Raw genomic sequence first — 26,000 nt, 5'->3', positions numbered from 1 at the left:
GGGTTGGCCCGGACTGCGGATTCGGGTGTTGCAAAAATCTCAAGAACTACACAGAACCACTGTGGGAGCGGGCTTGCTCGCGAATGCGGTTTCACATTCAACAGTGATGCAAGCTGATCAACCGCTTTCGCGAGCAAGCCCGCTCCCACATTTTGACCTCTGCGTATCAGATAAATCGTGTTACTGCGCTTTACAACCGCGGCCGATCAAATCATTGGTGGCGACCCAGTAAACCAGGCCTTCCTCACCTTTTATGTGAAACGCCAGCATGTCATTGCTGTACAGCGAACCTGATGCACCCGGTTCCTGCTTCAAGCGGTAGACCTGATCGGCACCACCCAGGCGCACGTCGACTTCCCTGCGGCTGTCGTCGGTGTAGCGCCACAGCACCTTGGCCTGGCTGTCGCAGGTCCAGGTGGTCCAGTTATCCACAGGCGCGGACGACTGGAACAGGTTCAACTGAGCACAACCCGCCAACAACGCCAATGCCGCAACTGCGATAAAACCTTTCATCCGTGCCCCTCGACTGACGGCGCACGCCGCCAGCCCTGAGTAATGAGTCAGACCCGTCAAGGGCAGCCATGTTCCTTGGCGGGTGCCTGGGTCTCGTATTTGTCCAGGCCTTCCGGCCCGGAACGCTTGTTGAGCACCGGGTTGGTTTCGGCCTGCCAGTCAGCCTGGTAGCAGCCTTTGTCCGACTCGGACGGCGCAGATTCCGGGGTGGCCTTCGGGTTACTCCCGCACGCCACCAACGAACCTGCGACGATCAACAGCGCTAACGTCTTGACCATTTCAACACTCCCTTGCCTGGTCAAACGGGCGACCCTCAGGCCTTGGCCCGACTTTCCAGGACTTCAACGGCTGGCAGGACCTTGCCTTCGACGAATTCGAGGAACGCGCCACCGCCGGTAGAAATGTAGGAGATCTGCTCGGCAACGCCATATTTGTCGATGGCCGCCAGAGTGTCGCCGCCGCCAGCGATGGAGAACGCCGCGCTGTCCGCGATGGCCTGGGCCAGCACTTTGGTACCGTTACCGAACTGATCGAATTCGAACACGCCGACCGGACCGTTCCACAGGATGGTTTGCGACGACTTCAGCAGCTCGGCGAAATTCGCCGCGGTCTGCGGGCCGATGTCCAGGATCATGTCGTCGGCAGCGACGTCAGCGATCAGCTTGACGGTCGCGGCGGCGCTTTCAGCGAATTCCTTGGCAACCACCACGTCCACTGGCAGCGGTACGCTGACCTTGGCGGCGATGGCGCGAGCGGTGTCCAGCAGGTCTGGCTCGTACAGGGATTTACCGACCGGGTGACCGGCCGCCGCCAGGAAGGTGTTGGCAATACCGCCGCCAACGATCAACTGGTTGCAGATCTGGCTCAGGCTGTTCAGCACGTCGAGTTTGGTCGACACCTTGGAGCCGGCGACAATGGCCGCCATTGGCTGGGCCGGGGCGCCCAGGGCTTTGCCCAGTGCGTCCAGTTCAGCGGCCAGCAGCGGGCCGGCAGCAGCGACTTTGGCGAACTTGGCCACGCCGTGGGTCGAACCCTCGGCACGGTGAGCGGTGCCGAAGGCGTCCATCACGAACACGTCGCACAGGGCGGCGTATTGCTGGGCCAGTTCGTCAGCGTTCTTTTTCTCGCCTTTGTTGAAGCGCACGTTTTCGAACAGCACGATGTCGCCCGCTTTCACGTCAACACCGCCCAGGTAATCGGCCACCAGCGGCACTTCACGCCCCAGAGCCTTGCTCAGGTAGTCGGCGACTGGCTGGAGGCTGTTCTCGGCCGAGAACTCGCCTTCGGTCGGACGGCCAAGGTGCGAGCAGACCATCACGGCCGCGCCTTTTTCCAGGGCCAGCTTGATGGTCGGCAGCGAGGCCAGGATACGCGCATCGCTGGTGACAACACCGTCCTTGACTGGGACGTTGAGGTCTTCGCGGATCAATACGCGCTTACCTTGCAGATCGAGGTCGGACATCTTCAACACGGTCATGGGTCGCACTTCCTACGGTTTTTTTGAAATTGCTGTTTGCAGATAGTGTTCTGCAACGTCCAGCATTCGGTTGGCAAAACCCCATTCGTTGTCGAACCAGGCCAGGATGTTCACCAGCCGAGGGCCGGAAACGCGGGTCTGACTGGCATCGACGATGGCCGAATGTGGGTCATGGTTGAAATCACAGCTTGCGTGGGGTAGCTCGGTATAGGCCAGCAGGCCTTTGAGCGGGCCGCTGGTGGCGGCTTCGCGCAGGATCCGGTTGACCTCGGTGGCGTCGGTCGCTGTGGCGGTCTGCATCGTGATATCGAGGCAGGACACGTTGACCGTCGGCACCCGCACGGCTTTGGCCTGAATTCGCCCGGCAAGTTCCGGCAACAGGCGCTCGATACCTCGCGCCAGACCGGTGGACACCGGAATCACCGACTGGAACGCCGAACGGGTGCGGCGCAGGTCTTCGTGGTGATAGGCATCGATGACCGGCTGATCGTTCATCGCCGAATGAATGGTGGTGATCGACACGTAGTCCAGGCCAATGGCCTGATTCAGCAGGCGCAACAGCGGCACGCCGCAGTTGGTGGTGCAGGACGCGTTGGACACCAGCAACTCGTCACCGGTCAGGCAATCCTGGTTCACGCCATAGACGATGGTTGCGTCGACGTCCGTCTCGCTGGCCATCGGCTGGGAAAACAGTACACGCGGGGCGCCGGCGTCGAGGAAACGCTGGCCGTCTTCGCGGGTGTGGTAAGCGCCGGAGCACTCCAGCACCAGATCGACGCCCAGGGACGCCCAATCGATGCCTTCGGGGGTGGCACTGCGCAGGACCTTCACGCAGTCGCCATTGATATGCAGACAATCGCCGTCGACCTTCACTTCACCGGGGAACCGGCCATGGGTGGAGTCGAAGCGTGTCAGGTATTCGATGCTGGCCATGTCCGCCAGATCGTTGATCGCGACAATCTCGAACCCAGCCTTGTCGCCTCGCTCGAACAACGCACGCAAGACGCAACGACCAATCCGGCCGTAGCCGTTGAGTGCAACTTTGTAGGGACGCGGTTGAGGCATGGGGTTCTCGATTACCGTGGTGAATCCATCAGTTTTGTGTCGTTTGAACCGACGCTATCGCGAGCAGGCTCGCTCCTACATGGGCGATGTAGAACCCTGTAGGAGCGAGCCTGCTCGCGAAGGCATCAGCCAAGACAACATCACTGTCGGACTTAGTCTTCCAGCAGCTCTTCAGCCTGACCCAGGATGTTTTCCAGGGTGAAGCCGAACTCTTCGAACAAGGCCGACGCAGGCGCCGACTCGCCGTAGGTGGTCATGCCGATCACGCGGCCTTCCAGGCCCACGTACTTGTACCAGTAGTCCGCATGGGAAGCCTCGATGGCGATACGGGCGCTGACCTGCAACGGCAGGACCGATTGCTTGTAGCCGGCTTCCTGGGCATCGAACACGCTGGTGCATGGCATGGAAACCACGCGAACCTTGCGGCCTTGCTCGGTCAGTTTGTCGAAGGCTTGAACAGCCAGGCCGACTTCCGAACCGGTAGCGATCAGGATCAGCTCAGGCTCGCCCGCGCAGTCCTTGAGCACATAGCCACCACGGCTGATGTCGGCGATCTGGCCGGCATCACGGGTTTGGTGCTGCAGGTTCTGACGCGAGAAGATCAGGGCCGAAGGACCGTCCTTGCGCTCCAGCGCGTACTTCCAGCTAACCGCCGATTCAACGGCGTCGGCTGGGCGCCAGGTGTCGAGGTTCGGCGTGCAGCGCAGGCTGGCCAGTTGCTCGATTGGCTGGTGAGTCGGGCCGTCTTCGCCCAGACCGATGGAGTCGTGGGTGTAGACGTGGATCACACGCTGCTTCATCAGGGCTGACATGCGCACCGCGTTGCGCGCGTATTCCATGAACATCAGGAAGGTCGCGCCGTAAGGCACCAGGCCGCCGTGCAGGGCAACGCCGTTCATGATCGCGGTCATGCCGAACTCGCGCACGCCGTAATACATGTAGTTGCCGCTGGCGTCTTCGGCGGTGACGCCTTTGCAACCTTTCCACAGGGTCAGGTTGGAACCGGCCAGGTCAGCCGAACCGCCGAGGAACTCAGGCAGTAACGGGCCGAATGCGTTCAGGGCATTCTGACTGGCTTTACGGCTGGCAATGGTTTCGCCCTTGGCGGCCACTTCGGCGATGTAGGCCGAGGCTTTTTCCGAGAAGTCAGCCGGCAGATCGCCGCTCAGACGACGTACCAGTTCGCTGGCTTCGGCAGGGAATGCTGCGGAGTAGGCAGCGAAACGCTGATCCCACTCGGCTTCCACGGCGCGACCGGTTTCCTTGGCGTCCCACTCGGCGTAGATATCGGCCGGGATTTCGAACGGGCCGTGATTCCATTTCAGCGCCGCACGGGTCAGGGCGATTTCCGCGTCACCCAGCGGGGCGCCGTGGCAGTCTTCCTTGCCTTGCTTGTTCGGCGAACCGAAGCCGATGGTGGTCTTGCAGCAGATCAGGGTTGGCTGCGCGCTCTTGCGGGCCGTCTCGATCGCAGTCTTGATCTCTTCCGGGTCGTGACCGTCGACATTGCGGATCACTTGCCAGTTGTAGGACTCAAAACGCTTCGGCGTGTCGTCGGTGAACCAGCCTTCGACTTCGCCATCGATGGAGATGCCGTTGTCATCGTAGAAGGCGATCAGCTTGCCCAGGCCCAGGGTACCGGCCAGGGAAGCGACTTCGTGGGAAATGCCTTCCATCATGCAGCCATCACCCAGGAACACATAGGTGTGGTGGTCGACGATGTTGTGGCCAGGACGGTTGAACTGCGCTGCCATGACTTTTTCAGCCAGGGCAAAACCCACGGCGTTGGCCAGGCCCTGGCCCAGTGGACCGGTGGTGGTTTCCACGCCCGGGGTGTAGCCGAGTTCCGGGTGGCCCGGGGTACGGCTGTGCAGTTGACGGAACTGCTTCAGGTCGTCGATCGACAGGTCGTAGCCGGTCAGGTGCAGCAGCGAGTAGATCAACATCGAGCCATGGCCGTTGGACAGCACGAAGCGGTCACGGTCGGCGAACGATGGATTGCTCGGGTTGTGCTTGAGGTAGTCGCGCCAAAGTACCTCGGCGATATCCGCCATACCCATCGGGGCACCGGGATGGCCGCTGTTGGCTTTTTGCACGGCATCCATGCTGAGGGCACGAATGGCGTTGGCACGCTCACGACGGCTAGGCATCGCTGTTCTCCTGGGGGCTTGAATAAAACGAAACGGAAAAAAGGCGAGCATTTTCCCTCACCGGGACACCTCGGGGCAATGACAGATAGTCATCTGAAGGCGTTTTTCCAATGGATAACGGCGGTTTCGTTTGGTGAAACCTTTCCGCCGCCCGTTTGTTGACTGAAGCTAACGTTAAAAACGTGCCATCTATCGAGCAATATCAAAACTTTTTGATATTGCTCTTGCGATGCCTTCGACCCGTGACTAGACTGCCGGCCTTATGAATTTACGCGTGCCCTCCATTCAACATGACGATTGCGATGAGCTGGCAGCCTTGTGCAAGGCTGGCGGCGATCCCCTGCGGTTGAATGTCTTGCGCGCACTGGCCAACGACTCGTTCGGCGTACTGGAACTGGCACAGATCTTCGGCATCGGCCAGTCAGGCATGAGCCACCACCTCAAGGTACTGGCCCAGGCCGACCTGGTGGCGACGCGCCGCGAAGGCAATGCGATTTTCTACCGTCGCGCCCTGCCCCACACCGAACTGCTGGGCGGAAAATTGCACGCAGCCCTGCTCGAAGAAGTGGACAACCTGACGCTGCCGACTGACGTACAGTCGCGCATCACCCAGGTCCATGGGCAACGGGCGGCCGCCAGCCAGGACTTTTTCTCACGGGTTGCGGAGAAGTTTCGCGCCCAGCAAGACTTGATCGCCGGCCTGCCGCAATACCGCGAAAGCGTGGTGGCCCTGCTCGACAAGCTGAGCTTCGACAAAGACGCCACGGCCATTGAAGTCGGCCCCGGCGATGGTGCATTCCTGCCGGAACTGGCGCGCCGCTTCGCGCAAGTCACGGCGCTGGATAACAGCAGCGCGATGCTCGAACTGGCGCGCCAGGTCTGCGAACGCGACAAGCTGACTAACGTTAGCCTGCAATTGGCCGATGCATTGAACGGCGTCAGCCTCAAGGCCGATTGCGTGGTACTGAACATGGTGCTGCACCATTTTGCCGCGCCGGCCGATGCGCTCAAGCATATGGCCAATTTGCTGCAACCAGGCGGTAGCCTGTTAGTGACAGAGTTATGTAGCCACAACCAGAGTTGGGCCAAGGAGGCCTGCGGTGATCTCTGGTTGGGGTTTGAACAGGACGATCTGGCCCGTTGGGCCACCGCTGCGGGACTCGTTCCCGGGGAAAGCCTCTATGTAGGCTTACGTAATGGTTTCCAGATCCAGGTCCGCCATTTTCAGCGGCCGGCTGGCGACACTCACCATCGGTAATTTCAGGAAAACATCGAGATGAGCGAATACTCCCTTTTCACCTCCGAGTCCGTGTCTGAAGGGCATCCGGACAAAATCGCCGACCAGATTTCTGATGCGGTGCTGGACGCCATCATTGCTGAAGACAAGTTCGCCCGTGTGGCGTGCGAGACTCTGGTGAAAACGGGCGTGGCGATCATCGCCGGCGAAGTCACCACTTCCGCCTGGGTTGACCTGGAGCAGATCGTTCGTGACGTGATCACCAACATCGGCTACACCAGCTCCGACGTTGGCTTCGACGGCGCGACCTGCGGCGTGATGAACATCATCGGCAAGCAGTCCCCGGACATCAACCAAGGTGTCGACCGTGCCAAGCCTGAAGATCAGGGCGCCGGCGACCAGGGCCTGATGTTCGGCTACGCCAGCAATGAAACCGACGTGCTGATGCCAGCACCGATCACCTTCTCGCACCAGCTGGTACAGCGCCAGGCCGAAGCCCGTAAATCCGGCCTGCTGCCTTGGCTGCGTCCGGACGCCAAGTCGCAAGTGACCTGCCGTTACGAAAACGGCAAGGTTGTCGGTATCGATGCTGTCGTTCTGTCGACCCAGCACAACCCGGAAGTGTCGTACAACGACCTGCGCGAAGGCGTGATGGAGCTGATCGTCAAGCACGTGCTGCCTGCCGAACTGCTGAGCAAGGACACCCAGTTCCACATCAACCCGACCGGCCAGTTCATCATTGGCGGCCCGGTGGGTGACTGCGGCCTGACCGGTCGCAAGATCATCGTCGACAGCTACGGCGGCATGGCCCGTCACGGCGGCGGCGCGTTCTCCGGCAAGGATCCATCGAAGGTTGACCGTTCGGCGGCCTACGCCGGTCGTTACGTGGCCAAGAACATCGTTGCCGCCGGCCTGGCCGAGCGCTGCGAGATTCAGGTGTCCTACGCCATCGGCGTTGCCCAGCCGACTTCGATCTCGCTGAACACCTTCGGCACCGGCAAGATCAGTGACGACAAGATCGTCAAACTGGTCCGCGAAGTGTTCGATCTGCGTCCATACGCGATCACCACCATGCTCGACCTGCTGCACCCGATGTATCAGGAAACCGCTGCGTACGGCCACTTCGGTCGCACCCCGGCGACCAAGACCGTTGGTGACGACACCTTCACCACGTTCACCTGGGAAAAAACCGACCGCGCCGACGCTCTGCGTTCTGCTGCCGGCCTGTAAGATTCCCCCGCAACACCCGAAGCCCCGCACGGTTCGCGCCCTGCGGGGCTTTTTATTGGGATTCGCTTTACACCGCGTCGCGGCCTTCGCGGGCTTGCCCGCGAAGAGGCCAGCACAACCACCAGAAATACCCGGCAAAATACCCCCTCTCCGCGCCACCCAATACTGACCTAGCCTTCAAGCACCTCACCGAGCAAGGATGCTCAAGATGCTTCCCGACCTGCGCCTGTTTTTTGCCGCTCTACTGACCTTTACCTGCCTGACCGCCAGTGCCGCCGAGTGCCCGGACTGGCCATCCGAACGCGCCCTGAACGAAGTCGGCAAACTGCAACAGCAAATCGACTACTGGGACGACAGCTATCACCGTCAGGGACGCTCATTGGTTGCCGATGAACTCTACGACCAGTCCCGCGCGCAACTCATCCAATGGCGCCACTGCTTCAACCTGAGCCCGCCCGCAGACCCCTTGCGCACTGCGCGCGGCACGCTGCCCCACCCCATCTCCCACACCGGCCTGGACAAACTGCACGATCGGCCCGCCGTGGAAAAATGGCTGCGTGACCGGGTGGACGTCTGGGTCCAGCCTAAAATCGATGGTGTGGCGGTGACCCTGGTTTACCGCAACGGTCTGTTGGCCCAGGCAATCAGCCGCGGCGACGGCGAGAGCGGTCAGGACTGGACGGTTCCTGCGCGGCAGATTCCGGCCATCCCGCAACGGCTATCGCAGGCCCGGGACTTGATCGTGCAAGGCGAACTGTATTGGCGCCTGACCGATCACGTGCAGGCCCGGGCCGGTAGCCTCAATGCTCGTGCCTCGGTGGCAGGCCTGATGGCGCGCAAGGTGTTGAGCGCCGAACAGGCCGCCGGCATCGGCCTGTTTGTCTGGGACTGGCCCCAAGGGCCGGCGAGCGTGTCCGCACGTGCCGCGGCGCTGACTGCGCTGGGCTTCCCGAGTACCACGGCATACAGCCAGCCCATCGCCTCCGTCGTCGATGCCGAACGCTGGCGCGAATACTGGTATCGCTCCCCCCTGCCCTTTGCCAGCGATGGCGTGGTCCTGCGCCAGAACCAGCGCCCGGCCGCCGAACGCTGGCAGGCCAAGTCACCCTACTGGGCCATCGCCTGGAAATACCCCTTCGCACAGGCACTGGCCGAAGTCCGCCAGGTTCACTTCAGGATCGGCCGGACCGGGCGGATCACCCCGGTTCTTGAACTGACCCCGGTGAAGCTCGATGACCGGCAGATCAAACACGTCAGCGTCAGTTCGTTGCAACGCTGGCAGGCGCTGGACATACGCCCGGGTGATCAGGTCGCCATCAGCCTGGCCGGGCTGACCATTCCCAGGCTCGATAGCGTTGTATTGCGCAGCAGCGTACGCGCCGAATTGAACGTGCCGGTGGCAGAGGACTTTCATTCATTGAGTTGCTGGCAACCGACTCCGGGCTGCGAGAGCCAGTTTCTCGCGCGCCTGACCTGGCTCAGCAGCAAACAGGGCCTGGCGCTGCCCAATGTGGGTCCGGGCACCTGGGAAAAACTTCTTGCAACAGGTCGCCTGAACGGTCTGCTGGATTGGTTGACCCTCGATGCCCAAGAGCTTGCTACCATTGACGGTTTCGGCGAGCGCAGTGCGGCTCGCCTTGCCGACAGTTTCAATCAAGCCCGGCAACGCCCGTTCGCGCACTGGCTGAAAGCCCTGGGATTGCCGCCGACAGGTCAGGCGCATCTCGGCGATGCATGGCAGGCACTGGCGCAGCGAGACCTCGAACAATGGCGGGCCGAGGCCGATATCGGGCCAGGGCGCGCGGCGCAACTGAACGCTTTTTTCCGCGATCCGCAGGTCCTGGCCTTGAGTGAAACGTTACGTGATGCGGGGATTGACGGCTTTTAGCTGTCGGCCCTGCGCCCACCGGGAACCCCAGGGGACCGCTGGGCTCCAACAAGCCATTGCCACACCGGCCCGCTTGCTTTCTTCCATGGAGCTTTTATGAAATTTCTTTCACCGCTCGCCCTGTTGACCCTTTGCAGCGTGCTGGCCACCCCGTTGATGGCGGACGAGGAAGCGCCGGGGCTGACCGGTTGCGCCGCCAAGAAGCAAGGTATCGTCAACCAGATCGAATTGGCCAAGGTCCACGGCAACGCCGACCAGCAGGCAGGCCTGGAAAAGGCCCTGAGCGAAGTAGAAGCGAACTGCACCGACGCCTCGCTGAAGAAGGAACGGGAAAACAAGGTGCTCGACGCCAGGCACGAAGTCAGCAAGCGTCAGGCGGATCTCGACAAGGCCATGAGCAAAGGCGACCCTGACAAAATCAACAAGCGCAAAGACAAACTCGCCGATGCCCGCAAGGAATTGCAGAACGCACTCGATGAGCTGGATAAGTAACGCAGCAGTTTTTTGTGGCGAGGGGGCTTGTCGGACCGCCGCACCGCCCCGTTGGACTGCGAAGCAGTCCCAAAATCGCTGAATCGAACTCAGTCAGATATTCCTGACTGCTCAAACAAACGACGGCTACGTCGTCGAACGGGGCGGTTCGGCGGTCCGACAAGCCCCCTCGCCACAGGTTATGCGTAGCGCCGAATCAATGATCCCGAAACGCCTTATGACACGCACTGCAAGCATCTTCGACTTTCTGCACCGCCGGCCCCAGGTTGCTGGCCTTGTAGGGTTGAACCTGGCTGGCGATCACCAATTCACCGGTGGCGCTTTCAAGGTCACGGGCCATGGACTGGAAGCGCGCCTGCTGCTCCCAGACATCGCTCTTGGCGCTGGTGTGATCTTCTTCGCGGACCTGCGGAAAGTGTTGCCACGGCTCACGGGACAGCGCATCGAGTTTCACCGCGCCTTCGGCGAACTTCGGGCCATCGAACGCAATGCGTCCACGCAACATGCCGCCCAGGTCTTCGCCAGTATTGAGCATCTGCTTGAAAATGGCCTTGCGCTGGCCGAGCGGCGAGTTGGGGTCGATGCCGCCACAAGCGGACAACGTCAGGCAGGCCAGCAATACAACAGAAAGTCTTTTAAGAGTCATGGTGGCTTCAGGTCACGGGAAACGGCGGCCAGTATCCTCGCGTCATCGGCAAAGACCAATAGCCCTATTATCAACAAGGGTTGTTTGAACGCATGGAGCGCTCAGGCAACCGGCAAAGGAATCACTCCATGAACAGCCGTTTCAAGGCATGGCGTCACAGCCTGGCCTGGACCCTGCCGATGGTGGCCCTGCTCGCAGGCTGCACCGGTGGCGACAACCAACAACCGAAAACCCACGCCCTGGCCACCTACTCCAGTGCCACATGGGAAGCGCTGCCGGCGGTGTCCGACAGTGACCTGGTCGCCGGTTTCGGTTCGTGGCGCAGCGCCTGCACCCGACTCAAGGCCGACCCGGTCTGGGGTGGCACCTGCGCCGCGGCTACCAACGTGCCGCAAACCGCCAGCGACATTCGCGGTTTTCTCAAACAGAACCTCGATGTCTATGGTCTGCGCGCCGCCAACGACAGCCCCAACGGCTTGATCACCGGCTACTACGAACCGGTCTATCCCGGGAGCCTGACCCAGACCAGCGCTGCCAGTGTCCCGGTCTATGGCGTGCCCGAGGACATGATCATCGTCGCCCTCGACAGCATTTACCCGGAACTCAAGGGCAAACGCCTGCGCGGTCGACTCGAAGGTCGCGTGCTCAAGCCGTACGACGATGCGGCAGCCATCGAAACCAAAGGGGTCAAGGCGCCGGTCGTGGCCTGGCTGACCGATCCGATGAACCTGCAGTTCCTGCAAATCCAGGGTTCGGGTCGTATCCAGCTCGACAATGGTCGCCAGTTGCGTATTGCCTACGCCGATCAGAACGGCCATCCGTATCGACCGATCGGCCGCTGGCTGGTGGAACAGGGCGAGCTGAAAAAAGAAGACGTGACCATGGGCGCCATCAGCACCTGGGCCAAGGCCAATCCGTCGCGGATTCCCGAACTGCTCGGCAGCAACCCCAGCTATGTGTTCTTCACCCGCAACCCGGACAGCAACGAAGGTCCGCGCGGTTCGCTGAACGTACCGTTGACCGCCGGTTACAGCGCGGCGGTGGATCGCAAGGTGATTCCGCTGGGCAGCCTGTTATGGCTGTCCACCACCAAACCGGACGGCACAGCCCTGGTTCGCCCCGTGGCAGCACAGGACACCGGCGGCGCCATTGCCGGCGAGGTTCGGGCGGATCTGTTCTGGGGCACCGGCGATGCGGCCGGGCAACTGGCCGGGGACATGAAACAGCAGGGGCAGATCTGGATGCTCTGGCCCAAAGGTGCGGCGCTGCCACAAGTACCGCAGGTGGCGGATGCAGAGAAGACAAAACCCTAAACCAGCGGTGGCTGCCAGATAGCTATCGCGAGCAGGCTCGCTCCCACATTGGAACGCACACTCCTGTGTGCGAGCCTGCTCGCGATGAGGCCCGCAAAAACCCTGAAGATTTTTAGACCGACACCACAAAAAAACTCACGATCAACGCCATCCCCACGAACCACACCAGCGACCGCAGCGTCGCCCAGTCCGCCAGGTAGCAAATGATGTAGAGCAGGCGGCTGGTGATGAACAACACCGACAGCACATTGATCGTCACCAGTTCGGCATTGCCTGCCAGGTGCGCTACGATCACTGCCGCAGCGAACGCCGGGGTCACTTCAAAGCTGTTCAGTTGCGCCGCATTCGCGCGCCTGCCCAAGCCTTCCAGCGAATCGAGAAAATCCCGGGGGTCATGGTTGTCTCTCAACCTGAACCCGCCACTGATCTTGGCGACCCACGTACACACATACGGCAGGAAAATCGCGATCAAAATGCACCACAGAGCAACCGTCATAAAGCAGTCCCTTTTTCACGTTTCAGAACAGTCAAAATTTCATGACCAATATACCGATCAGCACCAGCCCACAGGCCAAGAGGCGCGGCCCGCCAAAAGGTTCTTTGAGGTAACGCATACCGAACAGCACCACCAGAATCACACTGATCTCGCGCAGCGCCGCTGCCTCGGCAATCGAACCCAGCTGCATTGCCCACAGCACCAAAGCGTAGCTGAACAACACGCAGAACCCGACGGCCAGACCCAGCCGCCACTGCTCGCGCCAGAACAACATGAACGCGGGTCGTTTGCGCACCAACGCCAACAACGGAAACGGCCAGGCACTGAGCAAGGTGACCCAGATCAGGTAATCCAGTGGATGGGACCAGCGCCGCAATGCCTGCCCGTCGATGTAGGTGTAGCAACCGATGCACAGGCCGATCAGTGCCACCACCGGTAGCATCGACCATGGAAGGCGCGCTCCGCCGCCGCCCTGCCAGAGCAGGCACAGCATGCCGAACGGGATCAGCAGGATTCCGAAGATCTGCTGATGGGTCAGCACCTCCCCGGCAAAGATCAGCGTTAGCGCCAGCACCACCAACGGTGACAGGCCGCGCATCAACGGATAGACCAGCCCGAGGTCGCCGACCCGATAGGCCTGGATCAGCAAATAGCGATAGAGCAATTCGAACGCCGCCGATGCCAGGATCCACGGCCAGATCTCCAGTGGCGGCACGCTCAGGAACGGCAACATCAGCACGACAAAGAGCAGCGCCACGCTGTCCATGCAGGCCACCACCAACAGCCGCTCCGCACTGAACTTGATCAGGGTATTCCACGCCGCATGCAACAGCGCCGCCACCAACACCAACGCCGTCGCAAGCACGGCCTACTCCTTTTGTTGTCTCCACGATCCGGCAAAATCCGCGCAGAGAATTGATTCGCCATATGTCAGTGGCTGTTTATACTGCAAGCGACCACGCCGCACTCAGTTGCGCACAGACTAACTCCTATAAAAATTCTGCCCGGCCCGCTCTCGTCGAGAACGGTCGTCGGCCTGCGTATGCCTGATCACAGCGTCAAGACTACCGACAGAGACCTTGCGCATGCCACTCGCTTTGCTTGCCCTCGCTGTTGCCGCCTTCGGCATCGGCACCACTGAATTCGTCATCATGGGTCTTTTGCCCGATGTCGCCCGCGACCTCGGCGTGAGCATTCCCGATGCCGGATTGCTGATCACCGGCTACGCCCTGGGCGTGGTGTTCGGTGCACCGATCCTCGCGGTCGGCACCGCCAACATGCCGCGCAAGGCCACGCTGTTGGGCATGACGCTGATGTTCATCCTCGGCAATATGCTCTGCGCGCTGGCGCCGAACTACGCCACGTTGATGGCCGCGCGCGTGATCACGGCACTGTGCCATGGCGCATTTTTCGGCATCGGTTCGGTGGTGGCTGCCGGGCTGGTGGCACCCAACAAACGGGCTCAGGCGATTGCCATGATGTTCACCGGCCTGACCCTGGCCAATGTGCTCGGTGTACCGCTGGGCACTGCACTCGGGCAATACGCAGGTTGGCGCTCGACCTTCTGGGCGGTGTCGGTGATCGGGGTACTGGCGGCGATTGCCCAATGGGTCTGGCTGCCGAAAAACATTGCGATGGATAAAGCCAACCTGGCCAGCGAGTTCAAGGTACTGGGCAAGGCCAATGTACTGCTGGCCCTGGGCATGAGTGTGCTGGCCTCGACCAGCCTGTTCAGTGTGTTCACTTACATTGCGCCGATCCTGCAGGACATCACCGGCGTCAGCCCCCACGGCGTCACCCTCATGCTGCTGTTGTTCGGCGTTGGCTTGACCGCCGGCAGCATGCTCGGTGGTCGTCTGGCGGACAGCCGCTTGCTGCCTTCGCTGGTGGGCATGGCGCTGGCGGTGCTGGTGGTGCTGGCGGCATTCACGCAAACCAGTCACTCGATGATCCCGGCTGCGATCACGCTTGTGCTGTGGGGGACTTTCGCCTTTGCACTGTGCCCGATCCTGCAACTGCTGATCATCGATCAGGCCCACGAGGCGCCGAACCTGGGTTCAACCTTGAACCAGAGCGCCTTCAATCTCGGCAACGCCGCCGGGGCATGGATCGGCGGCCTGGTGGTGGCCAGTGGCGCGGACCTGGCGGATTTGCCGTGGACGGGTGCACTGGTCAGTGGGTTGACCGTGTTGACTGCACTGTTCTTCATCTATCGCCAGCGGCGCGGTGCGGCTGCGCTTGATGTGGCGGGCTGAGCATCAACTTGATTGTATGCTCGCGAAGGTGGCGCCACCGATCTCACTGAGTGGCGTCATCATCCTTGAACTGGTCTTTGACGTACTTGATCTCGGTCCGGCCGTGAGGCGCCGGCAAGCCGTCTTCACCGAGGTTTACGAACACCATTTTTTCAACAGTGAGGATGCTCTTGCGGGTGATCTTGTTGCGCACTTCACACGTCAGGGTGATCGAAGTGCGGCCGAACTCGGTCGCCGTGATGCCCAGTTCGATGATGTCGCCCTGGCGCGAGGCGCTGACGAAGTTGATTTCGGAAATGTACTTGGTCACTACGCGCTGATTACCCAACTGGACGATGGCGTAGATCGCCGCCTCTTCGTCGATCCAGCGCAGCAGGCTACCGCCGAACAACGTGCCGTTGGGGTTGAGGTCTTCGGGTTTTACCCATTTGCGGGTGTGGAAATTCATATTCACTCCTGACCATCCTGCCGACTGATGCCCGGCATCATGGCAGAGCCCGGGCTAGAGCTCTATTAGGCTTCGACTATGGTCGCGATTACCGTTCGGACATTGACCGACAGAAACGCTTTGGAAGATCAGCATAGCCCGCTATAATCGCCACCGTTTCAAAACGGTAACCTCTACTTGATACCGTTTTCCCGCCACCTGTCCGAGGGGCGCTGCAGCAGGTTCGACCTGTCAGGCTCGGATGGGGCGTTGCCTGGCCTTCACTGGCTGGACACTAAACGCACAACGGCGCCCATTCGCATACATTACGAATGGAGGCTCTTCATGAGCGCTGTTATCACGCCTGCAGATTTTAACGATTACAAAGTCGCCGACATGTCCCTGGCTGCCTGGGGCCGTCGCGAGACCATCATCGCCGAATCCGAAATGCCAGCCCTGATGGGTCTGCGTCGCAAGTACTCCGAAGAGCAACCGCTCAAGGGCGCGAAGATCCTCGGCTGCATCCACATGACCATTCAGACTGCCGTGCTGATCGAAACCCTGGTTGCCCTGGGTGCCGAAGTGCGCTGGTCGTCCTGCAACATTTTCTCGACTCAGGATCAGGCCGCCGCGTCCATCGCCGCTGCCGGCATCCCGGTTTTCGCCTGGAAAGGTGAAACCGAACAAGAGTACGAGTGGTGCCTGGAGCAGACCATCCTCAAAGATGGCCAGCCATGGGACGCCAACATGATCCTCGACGACGGCGGCGACCTGACCGAGCTGCTGCACAAGAAGTACCCAGCCGTTCTGGACCGCGTCCACGGCGTGACCGAAGAAACCACCACCGGCGTTCACCGCCTGCTGGATATGCTGGCCAAGGGCGAGCTGAAAATCCCGGCCATCAACGTCAACGACTCGGTGACCAAGAGCAAGAACGACAATAAGTACGGCTGCCGTCACAGCCTGAACGATGCGATCAAGCGCGGCACCGACCACCTGCTGTCCGGCAAGCAAGCGCTGGTCATCGGCTACGGCGACGTGGGCAAGGGCTCCGCTCAGTCCCTGCGCCAGGAAGGCATGATCGTCAAGGTTTCCGAAGTCGACCCGATCTGCGCCATGCAAGCCTGCATGGACGGTTTCGAACTGGTTTCGCCGTTCATCGACGGTATCAACAACGGTACTGAAGCAAGCATCGACAAGGCGCTGCTGGGCAAGATCGACCTGATCGTGACCACCACCGGCAACGTCAATGTTTGCGACTCGAACATGCTCAAAGCCCTGAAGAAGCGTGCTGTTGTCTGCAACATCGGTCACTTCGACAACGAAATCGACACCGCTTTCATGCGCAAGAACTGGGCATGGGAAGAAGTGAAGCCGCAGGTTCACAAGATCCACCGTACCGGCGCTGGCGATTTCGATCCGCACAACGACGACTACCTGATCCTGCTGGCCGAAGGCCGTCTGGTTAACCTGGGTAACGCAACCGGCCACCCGAGCCGCATCATGGACGGTTCGTTCGCCAACCAGGTTCTGGCTCAGATCTTCCTGTTCGGCCAGAAGTACGCCGACCTGTCGCCAGCCCAGAAGGCCGAGCGCCTGACTGTTGAAGTACTGCCGAAGAAACTCGACGAAGAAGTGGCCCTGGAAATGGTCCGCGGCTTCGGCGGCGTAGTGACTCAACTGACCAAGACCCAGGCCGACTACATCGGCGTGACCGTCGAAGGTCCGTTCAAGCCGCACGCTTATCGCTACTAAGAGCAGCTGCAAGCTTTGAGCTTCAAGCGGCAAGCACAGGCCAAAAGCCGATCTTGCCGCACGAAGCCCGCAGCTTTGCCCCAATTTGCCAAAACAGTGTCAGGCAGCAAGTTCCAGGCACAAGAGACGAGCGCACCTCCGCTTCTCTTGCAGCTTGTGGCTTGCAGCTTGTAGCTGGAGGTTCCCTCCATGTCCCAAGATCGTCGCTACAGCTTCGAGTTCTTCCCTACGAAGACCGATGCTGGGCAAGAAAAGCTGCTCGCCACTGCTCGCCAGCTGGCCGCCTACAACCCCGATTTTTTCTCCTGCACCTACGGCGCCGGCGGTTCGACCCGTGATCGCACGCTGAACACCGTGTTGCAGCTCGAAAGCGAAGTCAAAATCCCTGCCGCTCCGCACCTGTCCTGCGTGGGCGATAGCAAAGCTGACCTGCGCGGCCTGCTGGCCCAGTACAAGGCCGCCGGCATCAAGCGTATCGTCGCCCTGCGCGGTGACCTGCCTTCGGGCATGGGCATGGCCAGCGGTGAAATGCGCCACGCCAATGACCTGGTTGAATTCATTCGTGAAGAAACCGGTGATCATTTCCACATCGAAGTCGCCGCTTACCCGGAAATGCATCCGCAAGCTCGCAATTTCGAAGACGATGTCGCCAATTTCGTGCGCAAGGCCAACGCTGGCGCCGACAGTGCGATCACCCAGTACTTCTTCAACGCCGACTGCTACTTCTACTTCGTGGAACGCGTGCGGGCGTTGGGCGTGAACATCCCGATCGTACCGGGCATCATGCCGATCACCAACTACAGCAAGCTGGCGCGCTTCTCCGATGCCTGCGGTGCGGAAATCCCGCGCTGGATCCGCAAGCAACTGGAAGCCTACGGTGACGACACCCAGAGCATTCAGCGCTTTGGCGAACAGGTCATCACCGAGATGTGCGAACAACTGCTGCAGGGTGGCGCTCCAGGGCTGCACTTCTACACACTGAACCAGGCTGAAGCGAGCCTGGCGGTGTGGAAAAACCTGAAGTTGCCACGTTGAGGCAGCTACAAGCTGCAAGTTGAAAGCTACAAGCAAGATCAAAGGATCGCATTCTTCGGCAGCTCCTGTAGGAGCTTTCGCAGGCTGCGATCTTTTGCTTTCAACGCACTATTAATGTGCGGCTATCCACGGAGTTAGAGCATCTGCGGTCAGTTTCTGGCTCTTTCCGGTTTCTCGTCGTAATCTCAAGCCCATGCCTTTGATCACGCAGCTAATCGCCGTGCTTGTCTTCACTTGCCTGAGCTTCACCGCCCGAGGCGAGAAGCTGCGCATTGTCACGGAGCCGTGGGCGCCTTATGTGTACGAAGACAACGGCAAATCGCTGGGCCTGGACTACGAAACCACCGCCATTGTCTTCAAGCGCCTGGGCATCGAAGTGGAGTGGCAGTTCCTGCCCTGGAAACGCTGCCTGTCGATGCTTGAATCGGGCCAGGCCGATGGCGCGCTGGACATCTTCCACAGCGACGAACGCGATGCGACCCTGCTCTACCCCAGCGAACCACTGTCTGAAGTCCAGTTCGTGATGTTCTACGCCAATGAACGGCCCCATCCGTTTCGCACCCTCGATGACTTGCAAGGCCTGACCATCGGCACCTCGCCGGGTTACCTGTACAGCAAGGATTTCAGCGATTCGACGCTGTTCACCCGCGAGCCGGCCCCCACCCATGAAGCCAACTTCGGCAAACTGGTACGCGGGCGGATTGACCTGCTGATCACCGACCGCCGGGTCGGCCAGCATCTGCTCGACGAGCTGGGCATCCGCGACAAGATCACCGAAAACCCCACGATCATCAGCCAGCAAAGCCAGTTTCTCGCGGTGCGGCGCAATGCGGGCATGGATCTGCTGGTGCAGCGTTTCGGCGCCGAACTCAAACGCTTCAAGCGCGAGCCCGCCTACGCTGAACTGAGTGCCCGCTACGGCGCGGAACCGGCAGCCAACGTGAAGACTGAAAAGACCACGGCCGCCACGGAAAAAACCGTTGAGCAGCAGGAAAGCGGCGCACAGTGATTGCTCTGTTATACTCCGGCCTTCCCGCCAGGCTCACGCCCGGACGCCCGGAATCGTTAAAGGCATCTCAACCCCGCTACTGCGCAGCTTTCAGCCCGCGCGAGCGCTTGCAGACGAGCCTTCGAGACCCAGCAGGACCGGACGGGATTGCGTCCTCTTAAACGCCATTCGCGCCAGGCAAGACTCCCATTGGGCCAAGCCCTAACTTAAAACAGGATTACTCATGTCCTTTGCTTCCCTCGGTCTCTCCGAGGCTTTAGTCCGCGCCATCGAGGCAGCGGGCTATACCGAGCCTACTCCGGTGCAACAGCGGGCCATTCCCGCCGTGTTGCAAGGTCGCGACCTGATGGTCGCGGCACAGACAGGTACTGGTAAAACCGGCGGTTTCGCCCTTCCGATCCTGGAGCGGTTGTTCCCCAACGGTCACCCGGACAAATCCCAGCGCCACGGCCCGCGCCAGCCGCGCGTACTGGTCCTGACCCCGACTCGCGAACTCGCCGCACAAGTGCATGAAAGCTTCAAGGTCTATGCCCGTGACCTGAAGTTCGTCAGCGCCTGCATCTTCGGCGGTGTCGGCATGAACCCGCAGGTTCAGGCCATGTCTCGTGGCGTAGACGTGCTGGTGGCCTGCCCTGGCCGCCTGCTCGACCTGGCCGGCCAAGGCAGCGTCGACCTGTCCCACGTGGAAATCCTCGTGCTGGACGAAGCCGACCGCATGCTCGACATGGGCTTCGTCCATGACGTGAAAAAGGTCCTGGCCCGTCTGCCGGCCAAACGCCAGAACCTGTTGTTCTCGGCGACCTTCTCCAAGGACATCACCGACCTCGCCGGCAAGCTGCTGCACAACCCGGAACGCATCGAAGTCACGCCGCCGAACACCACGGTCGAGCGGATCGAACAGCGCGTATTCCGCCTGGCCGCCAGCCACAAGCGTTCGTTGCTCGCGCACCTGATCACCGCTGGCGCCTGGGAACAGGTGCTGGTGTTCACCCGCACCAAGCACGGCGCCAACCGCCTGGCCGAGTACCTGGACAAACACGGCCTCACCGCCGTCGCGATCCACGGCAACAAGAGCCAGAACGCCCGCACCAAAGCCTTGGCCGACTTCAAGGCCGGTGAAGTGCGCATCCTGGTCGCCACCGACATCGCCGCTCGCGGCCTGGACATCGACCAGTTGCCTCACGTGGTCAACTTCGAACTGCCGAACGTCGATGAAGACTACGTGCACCGCATCGGCCGTACCGGCCGTGCCGGTCGTTCGGGCGAGGCGATTTCGCTGGTCGCCCCGGACGAAGAAAAACTGCTGAAAAGCATCGAACGCATGACCAAGCAGAAAATCGCCGACGGCGACCTGATGGGCTTCGATGCGAGTGCCGTGGAAGCCGAGAAACCTGAAGTACGCGAGCGTCCGGATATGCGTAACCCGCGCAATCCACGCGGCCCGCGCGGCGACGGCCCGAACGGCAGCGGTGGTGGTGGCGGTCGCAAGGACAAAGGCAAGGACAAGGGCAAGGAAAAACCGGCCGGCGAACGCGGCGAGCGCCCTGCCCGTCAGCAAAAGCCACGTGAAGGTACTCCGGCTCGCGAACAGCGTCCGTCGCAGCCTCCTCGTGCTGCCTCTGATCGTGCCCCGGACGAGTTCCTGGACGACGATATCGATAACTTCGGTAACCGCGTCGACTACGTGCCGCAGCAGAAACCCGCGCAAGGCCGTGGTCGCCGTCCGGGTGCTCCGGCACAAGGCACTGCGGCAGGTTCGGGCGCTCCACGTTCCGGCAAGCCACAAGGTCGCCAGAACGGTCCGCGCAACAGCGATGGCGCCAGCACCGGCACACCACCGGCCAAGCGTAGCGGCCCTCGCAGTGGCGCACCGCGCGACGGCCAGGCCCGCCGCGAAGATTCGCGCAATCGCCGCCCGGCCCGTGACGACCAGCCGCTTTCGGAACCTGCCGTACAGAACCCGCGCGGCCCCGCGCCGAAGATCATGCACAAGGAGTCGAAGGCTGACCGCTTCCCGACACCTGAGCAGCTGGATCAACTGCCAAGCCGCCCTCGTGGTGAGAAACCAGCGCTGCTGACCCGCAATCGCTGAGTTATCGCCGCAATAAAAAACGCCCCTGACCGCAAGATCAGGGGCGTTTTTTTGTGTCAGGCGCGAAAATTACTTCGCTTTCACACCTTCAAACGTCACGTACAGCTCGACCGCATCGGACGCTGGACCCAGGTTTTTTTGCTTGCCGAAATCGGAACGCTTCAGGTTGGTAGTACCTTCGAAACCGGCACGGTAGCCGCCCCATGGATCCTTGCCTTCTCCCAGGAAAGTGGCCTTGACCACGATCGGCTTGGTCACGCCTGCCATGGTCAGATCACCGGCTACGTCAGCAGTGTCTTTGCCAGCAGCATTTTTACCCGTTGGTGTGACGCTGGTGGAAACGAAGGTGGCTTTGGCAAATTTGCTCGAGTTCAGGAGATCATCATCGCCGGATATGTGCTTGTCGCGCTCAGCATTGTTGGTGAAAACGCTGGCGGTGTTCACGTTGAACTCGATCTTGCTGTCTTCAGGCTTGGCAGCGTCGAAGCTGAACTTGCCGTCGATGTCCTTGAAGGTACCGGTGATGAAGCTGTAGCCCAGGTGGCTGATCTTGAAGTTGACGAAGGCGTGCTGGCCTTGTTTGTCGACGGTGTAGTCAGCCGCCATCACGTTGGCGGACAGCAGAGCAGAACCGATTGCCAGAGCGGCGAGAGTCTTTTTCAACATGCTTTTTTTCCTTGGGAGTCGAGGTTGAACTTCAGGCTTTGCGACCCAGCATTCGCTTGAGGGTCACATCACGGTCGATAAAGTGGTGCTTCAATGCTGCCAACGCATGGAGTACGGAAAAAATTACCAGCACCCACGCCAGGTAGAGGTGAATCGCACCGGCGTTATCTGCCTGGTCCGGTAGTCCGGAAATCAGGGCAGGCACTTCGAACCAGTCAAACACCGGAATCCCGGCACCTTCTGCGGTGGAAATCAGGTAACCGGCAATCATCACAGCGAACAGACAGAGATACAGAAAGGCATGGCCGAACATGGCACCCAGACGCGTCATGCGGCTGTAGCTGGCCAGGGTTGGCGGCGGCGGGCTGATGAAACGCCACAACACGCGCAATACCATGACCCCCAGCAGGATCAAACCGATGCTCTTGTGCAGATCCGGCCCTTCCTTGCGCCATGGGTCGTAATAGTCGAGGCCAACCATCCATAGCCCAAGGGCGAACAAACCGAACACGGCCAGTGCCACGCCCCAGTGCATGAAGATGCTGACCCAGCCGTAGCGGGAGGTAGAGTTACGTAGCTGCATTGCCTAGATCCCTGTAAGTGCTGGCCCAAGACTATCGAGTTATCTGTCGAATTAAAGCGGAAAGTTTTACTTTGAAATATCGAGAAATACGGTCAAGAGTCTGAAACAGGCGAATTAAGGAAAGATTAAAGTCGAAAGTGTCAGGAAAAGTGAATACAAACCGAAGAACACCTGTATCAAATGTTTTATTCGATTTTTGCTCCCGGCTTTTTTCAGGCATAAAAAAACGCGGCATTTACGCCGCGTTTTTTTGCTCCCAGGGCTTACTGCGCCTTGGTATCCGTTGCCAGGGTTGCCGCAGGTTTGACTGCCGGCTTCTTCACCGGTTCGGCTTTCTTCACCGGTGCCTTGGCCGGGGCTTTTTTCGCCTCGGTCTTGGCAGCTGGTTTCGCCGGAGCCTTCTTGGCCGGCTCGGCTTTTGCCGGGGTTGCTGGCTTCGGTGCTTCGACCGGAGCCGGTGCAACGGCCGGGGCGGGTGCTGGCACAGGAGCAGGTGCTACCGGCTCAGGTGCCTTGACTGGCTCTGGCTTCTTCTCGTCATCCGAGCCGCCGAACAGGTTGCTGAAGAAATTGCCTTTCTTCGCCACCACCGCACCAGCGCCCACCGCTGCGGCGGCCGGACCCACTTTCGCCGGTTCGAACGACTTGCCCGCCGCCAGGTCTTCAACCTGACTGGCTGCACGTTGACCGGTACGCAGCGCGCCTTCCAGGGTGCCGGGATACAGGGTATCGGTGTGTTCGCCAGCGAAGGTTACGCGCTGAATCGGGCGTTCCCACAGGCGCCAGAACTTGCTGATCTGGCCCGGACCGAAGGCCAGGTAGGCGCCGCCAGTCGACGGGTCGGTGCTGTAGCGACGGATTTCATAACCGGTGAACGAGCCACGCGCCTGTGGATAGAACGTGTGCAGACGGATCAAGACCTGATCGACCATCTGCTTGTCGCCAAATGCCTGCATCACCCGCGCGTTGTCGCCGGACAGGTTGATCACCACGTTGGCACCACCCTTCAGGGCAGGCTCGATCCACAACATGCCCAGGCCGGTGTTGCTGAAGATCTCACCGGACATGCGCGCCTTGGGCTCCCATACCGGCGTCTTGAACTTCAGCATGATCTGGTCGCGCCAGCCGTAGTTGGTGCCCTTGATCGCTGCCAGGTGCTGGGCGTCCAGCGCCGGGGACATCTGGATCTTGTTCAGGGCGCGCAGTGGCACGGCCAGCACCACGTAGTCAGCTTGATAGCTGACGCTGTCGACTTTGACGGTCACGCCATCCTTGTCCTGAATGATCGACGAGACCCGGGAATTGGTCTTGATGGTTTTCAGCTGTTTGACCAGGGCCTGGGCCAGCACCGGGCTGCCACCGACCAGGCGCGAAGCACGCAGGTCACGATCGGAGACGCCGCGGTAAACGCGGCTCTGCTGCGCGAAGTACAGCAGCGACAAGCGCGAAGGTTCGTCGTAGCGGGTACGGATCTGCTGGTTGATCAACTGGCGAGCGGTGGCCGGCAGGTTCTGCTTGTCGAGCCAGCTCGACACGTTCATCTGGTCCAGCGCATGCAGCGTGTTGTTGGCGGCCGGGTTCTGCGGGTCGTCGATCGAGCGCGCCAGATCGTCCACGGTCTTGTCGAAGCGCTTGAGCGCCTCGGCGGTGGCCGGCTGCTTGGTCGCCAGATCGGCGGCAGAGAAATACTCGCCATCGATCAGGTAGCCTGGGGTCCGCACGAATTCAGGGGCTGGCGTGGTGCTCAGCTTGAAGTTCGATACGTACTTGTTCAGCACCGGTTGGACCTTGTCGTTGCCGATCCACTCGCTGGTGGCCATGCCGGAACGGCCGCCCAGGCTTGACTTGGCTTCCAGCAGGGTGACCTGCCAGCCCTTGTTCTGCAGCTCATACGCAGCAGTCAGGCCCGACAGGCCGCCGCCGATCACGATCGCGGTTTTATCCTTGGCCAGCGCAGACACGCTGAACAGCCCCAACATCACCAGCGCACAGGCGCGCAGCCAACCGACAGACATTCAGCGAACTCCGGAATCACACGAGGAAAACAGCAGTTTTTGCGAGCCAGACGGCTCAAGAACCGCGAAGGATACGTCAGCCTTCAGACGCCCGCCAGCAACGTCTATCGGCCTGTACAAAGTAGCTCATTCGACACAATGGGTTGTCCCCACGGCACGCATTGCATAGGCTTGCGCGATTGTTTGTCCGCGCCGGTCACGGACCGCCTCCAGGAGAGTGAAAATGGGCCTGAATAATCAGTGGATGCAACGCGATCTCGCCGTGTTGTGGCATCCCTGCACCCAGATGAAAGATCACGAACAACTGCCGCTGATCCCGATCAAGCGCGGGGAAGGCGTGTGGCTGGAAGACTTCGAAGGCAAGCGCTACCTCGATGCGGTCAGCTCCTGGTGGGTCAATGTGTTCGGCCACGCCAACCCGCGGATCAACCAGCGCATCAAGGACCAGGTCGACCAGCTCGAACATGTGATCCTTGCCGGCTTCAGTCATCAACCGGTGATCGAGTTGTCCGAGCGCCTGGTGATGATGACGCCGGAAGGCCTGACCCGGTGCTTCTACGCCGATAATGGCTCGTCCTGCATCGAAGTCGCGCTGAAAATGAGCTTTCACTACTGGCTCAATCGCGGTCAGCCGAACAAGAAGCGCTTCGTCACCCTGACCAACAGCTACCACGGCGAAACCATGGCGGCGATGTCGGTGGGTGACGTGCCGCTGTTCACCGAGACCTACAAAGCGCTGTTGATGGACACCATCAAGGTGCCGAGCCCGGACTGCTACCTGCGCCCCGAAGGCATGAGCTGGGAAGAGCACTCGCGCAACATGTTCGCGGCCATGGAGCAGACCCTGGCCGAAAACCACGACACGGTCGCGGCGGTGATCGTCGAGCCGCTGATCCAGGGCGCCGGTGGCATGCGCATGTACCACCCGGTGTACCTCAAGCTGCTGCGAGAAGCCTGCGACCGCTACGGCGTGCACCTGATCCACGACGAAATCGCCGTCGGCTTCGGCCGCACCGGGACAATGTTCGCCTGTGAACAGGCCGGCATCCGCCCTGATTTCCTGTGCCTGTCCAAGGCCCTGACCGGCGGCTATCTGCCGCTGGCGGCGTGCATGACCACAGACGACGTCTACAGCGCGTTCTACGACGACTACCCGACCCTGCGCGCCTTCCTGCACTCCCACAGCTACACCGGCAACCCGTTGGCGTGCGCGGCGGCCCTGGCGACCCTGGATATTTTCGAAGAAGACAACGTCATCGAGAACAACAAGGCCCTGGCGCAGCGCATGGCTTCTTCCACCGCGCATCTGGTCGACCACCCGAACGTGTCCGAAGTGCGCCAGACCGGCATGGTACTGGCCATCGAGATGGTCAAGGACAAGGCCAGCAAGGAAGCTTATCCATGGCAGGAACGTCGTGGTCTGAAGGTGTTCCAGCACGCCCTGGAGCGCGGTGCTTTACTGCGTCCATTGGGTAGCGTGGTGTATTTCCTGCCGCCGTATGTGATTACCCCGGAACAGATCGATTTCCTTGCCGAAGTCGCCAGCGAAGGGATCGACATTGCAACCCGTGACAGCGTCAGCGTGGCAGTGCCGAAGGACTTCCACCCGGGGTTCCGTGATCCGGGCTGACAGTCACTGATTACCCTGTGGCGAGG

23 protein-coding genes and 1 riboswitch are annotated in these 26,000 nt (G+C 60.8%); of the genes, 11 read left to right on the top strand and 12 right to left on the bottom strand.

Annotated elements, in window-relative coordinates; all coding sequences use genetic code 11:
* Positions 1-180: 180 nt before the first annotated feature.
* From KGA85_RS18655 to tkt, 5 genes are all read right to left on the bottom strand, one after another.
* On the bottom strand, positions 181-513 hold the full coding sequence (locus tag KGA85_RS18655; RefSeq protein ID WP_223460488.1) for an MliC family protein: 333 nt from the start codon (positions 511-513) through the stop codon (positions 181-183).
* Positions 514-569: 56 nt separating this feature from the next.
* The gene (locus tag KGA85_RS18650) at positions 570-791 is read right to left on the bottom strand and encodes a hypothetical protein (RefSeq protein ID WP_223460491.1); all 222 of its coding nucleotides are present in this window, start codon (positions 789-791) and stop codon (positions 570-572) included.
* Between the two features lie 35 nt (positions 792-826).
* A complete protein-coding gene (locus tag KGA85_RS18645) occupies positions 827-1,990 on the bottom strand; it encodes a phosphoglycerate kinase (RefSeq protein WP_223460493.1) in 1,164 nt (387 codons plus the stop codon).
* A gap of 12 nt (positions 1,991-2,002) precedes the next feature.
* Complete coding sequence (epd, locus tag KGA85_RS18640; protein WP_150725095.1) at positions 2,003-3,055, bottom strand: erythrose-4-phosphate dehydrogenase; 1,053 nt, start codon at positions 3,053-3,055, stop codon at positions 2,003-2,005.
* A gap of 152 nt (positions 3,056-3,207) precedes the next feature.
* Positions 3,208-5,205: a transketolase gene (gene tkt / locus KGA85_RS18635; RefSeq protein ID WP_223460494.1), complete on the bottom strand. Its 1,998-nt coding sequence runs from the start codon at positions 5,203-5,205 to the stop codon at positions 3,208-3,210.
* A 262-nt stretch (positions 5,206-5,467) separates the two neighbouring features.
* Between tkt and KGA85_RS18630 the strand changes: the two genes are divergently transcribed.
* From KGA85_RS18630 to KGA85_RS18615, 4 genes are all read left to right on the top strand, one after another.
* Positions 5,468-6,463, top strand: a complete 996-nt coding sequence (locus tag KGA85_RS18630) for an ArsR/SmtB family transcription factor (RefSeq protein WP_046039312.1) — start codon at positions 5,468-5,470, stop codon at positions 6,461-6,463.
* A gap of 18 nt (positions 6,464-6,481) precedes the next feature.
* On the top strand, positions 6,482-7,672 hold the full coding sequence (metK, locus tag KGA85_RS18625; protein WP_008050251.1) for a methionine adenosyltransferase: 1,191 nt from the start codon (positions 6,482-6,484) through the stop codon (positions 7,670-7,672).
* Positions 7,673-7,880: 208 nt separating this feature from the next.
* Positions 7,881-9,560: an NAD-dependent DNA ligase LigB gene (gene ligB, locus KGA85_RS18620; RefSeq protein WP_223460498.1), complete on the top strand. Its 1,680-nt coding sequence runs from the start codon at positions 7,881-7,883 to the stop codon at positions 9,558-9,560.
* A 96-nt stretch (positions 9,561-9,656) separates the two neighbouring features.
* Positions 9,657-10,052: a DUF1090 domain-containing protein gene (locus KGA85_RS18615; RefSeq protein WP_223460500.1), complete on the top strand. Its 396-nt coding sequence runs from the start codon at positions 9,657-9,659 to the stop codon at positions 10,050-10,052.
* 196 nt (positions 10,053-10,248) lie between these two features.
* On the opposite strand, the gene KGA85_RS18610 is transcribed toward KGA85_RS18615, so the two are convergent.
* Entirely contained in the window at positions 10,249-10,698 is a 450-nt protein-coding gene (locus KGA85_RS18610; protein WP_223460502.1) for a c-type cytochrome, read from the bottom strand.
* A gap of 128 nt (positions 10,699-10,826) precedes the next feature.
* Here KGA85_RS18610 and KGA85_RS18605 point away from each other — a divergent pair, with 128 nt between their 5' ends.
* Entirely contained in the window at positions 10,827-12,011 is a 1,185-nt protein-coding gene (locus KGA85_RS18605) for a murein transglycosylase A (RefSeq protein WP_223460504.1), read from the top strand.
* A 112-nt stretch (positions 12,012-12,123) separates the two neighbouring features.
* On the opposite strand, the gene KGA85_RS18600 is transcribed toward KGA85_RS18605, so the two are convergent.
* Together KGA85_RS18600 and KGA85_RS18595 are read right to left on the bottom strand one after the other, a co-directional pair.
* Positions 12,124-12,507: an MAPEG family protein gene (locus KGA85_RS18600; protein ID WP_223460506.1), complete on the bottom strand. Its 384-nt coding sequence runs from the start codon at positions 12,505-12,507 to the stop codon at positions 12,124-12,126.
* Positions 12,508-12,538: 31 nt separating this feature from the next.
* Positions 12,539-13,372 (bottom strand): EamA family transporter, encoded by an 834-nt coding sequence (locus KGA85_RS18595; protein ID WP_223533049.1) that lies wholly within the window; start codon positions 13,370-13,372, stop codon positions 12,539-12,541.
* Positions 13,373-13,592: 220 nt separating this feature from the next.
* Here KGA85_RS18595 and KGA85_RS18590 point away from each other — a divergent pair, with 220 nt between their 5' ends.
* Positions 13,593-14,762 carry an MFS transporter gene (locus KGA85_RS18590; protein WP_223460510.1) on the top strand — a complete coding sequence of 390 codons (1,170 nt, stop codon included), beginning with the start codon at positions 13,593-13,595 and terminating at the stop codon, positions 14,760-14,762.
* Between the two features lie 43 nt (positions 14,763-14,805).
* Here KGA85_RS18590 and KGA85_RS18585 read toward each other — a convergent pair whose 3' ends face one another.
* Positions 14,806-15,210, bottom strand: a complete 405-nt coding sequence (locus tag KGA85_RS18585) for an acyl-CoA thioesterase (protein ID WP_317848678.1) — start codon at positions 15,208-15,210, stop codon at positions 14,806-14,808.
* Positions 15,211-15,408: 198 nt separating this feature from the next.
* Positions 15,409-15,511: riboswitch (S-adenosyl-L-homocysteine riboswitch) on the top strand.
* Between the two features lie 23 nt (positions 15,512-15,534).
* Between KGA85_RS18585 and ahcY the strand changes: the two genes are divergently transcribed.
* The 4 genes from ahcY (at position 15,535) to KGA85_RS18565 (ending at position 21,080) form a co-directional block, all read left to right on the top strand.
* Positions 15,535-16,944, top strand: a complete 1,410-nt coding sequence (gene ahcY / locus KGA85_RS18580; RefSeq protein ID WP_223460512.1) for an adenosylhomocysteinase — start codon at positions 15,535-15,537, stop codon at positions 16,942-16,944.
* Between the two features lie 189 nt (positions 16,945-17,133).
* On the top strand, positions 17,134-17,979 hold the full coding sequence (gene metF, locus KGA85_RS18575) for a methylenetetrahydrofolate reductase [NAD(P)H] (RefSeq protein ID WP_223460514.1): 846 nt from the start codon (positions 17,134-17,136) through the stop codon (positions 17,977-17,979).
* 193 nt (positions 17,980-18,172) lie between these two features.
* A complete protein-coding gene (locus KGA85_RS18570) occupies positions 18,173-18,988 on the top strand; it encodes a substrate-binding periplasmic protein (protein WP_223460515.1) in 816 nt (271 codons plus the stop codon).
* Positions 18,989-19,211: 223 nt separating this feature from the next.
* Entirely contained in the window at positions 19,212-21,080 is a 1,869-nt protein-coding gene (locus KGA85_RS18565) for a DEAD/DEAH box helicase (RefSeq protein ID WP_223460517.1), read from the top strand.
* A 69-nt stretch (positions 21,081-21,149) separates the two neighbouring features.
* On the opposite strand, the gene KGA85_RS18560 is transcribed toward KGA85_RS18565, so the two are convergent.
* The 3 genes from KGA85_RS18560 to KGA85_RS18550 all read right to left on the bottom strand — a co-directional run bounded on the left by KGA85_RS18560 (position 21,150) and on the right by KGA85_RS18550 (position 24,344).
* On the bottom strand, positions 21,150-21,746 hold the full coding sequence (locus tag KGA85_RS18560) for a YceI family protein (protein ID WP_223460518.1): 597 nt from the start codon (positions 21,744-21,746) through the stop codon (positions 21,150-21,152).
* Positions 21,747-21,777: 31 nt separating this feature from the next.
* Positions 21,778-22,329, bottom strand: a complete 552-nt coding sequence (locus KGA85_RS18555) for a cytochrome b (protein WP_223460520.1) — start codon at positions 22,327-22,329, stop codon at positions 21,778-21,780.
* 263 nt (positions 22,330-22,592) lie between these two features.
* Positions 22,593-24,344 carry a flavin monoamine oxidase family protein gene (locus KGA85_RS18550; protein ID WP_223460522.1) on the bottom strand — a complete coding sequence of 584 codons (1,752 nt, stop codon included), beginning with the start codon at positions 24,342-24,344 and terminating at the stop codon, positions 22,593-22,595.
* Positions 24,345-24,567: 223 nt separating this feature from the next.
* On the opposite strand from KGA85_RS18550, the gene KGA85_RS18545 reads away from it, so the two are divergent.
* Positions 24,568-25,974, top strand: coding sequence for an adenosylmethionine--8-amino-7-oxononanoate transaminase (locus tag KGA85_RS18545; RefSeq protein WP_223460524.1), 1,407 nt, complete (start codon positions 24,568-24,570; stop codon positions 25,972-25,974).
* Positions 25,975-26,000: the final 26 nt, after the last annotated feature.

The organism is Pseudomonas sp. GL-B-12 (assembly GCF_019955895.1).
Lineage (GTDB): Bacteria > Pseudomonadota > Gammaproteobacteria > Pseudomonadales > Pseudomonadaceae > Aquipseudomonas.
This window is presented reverse-complemented; position numbering and strand designations above follow the sequence as displayed.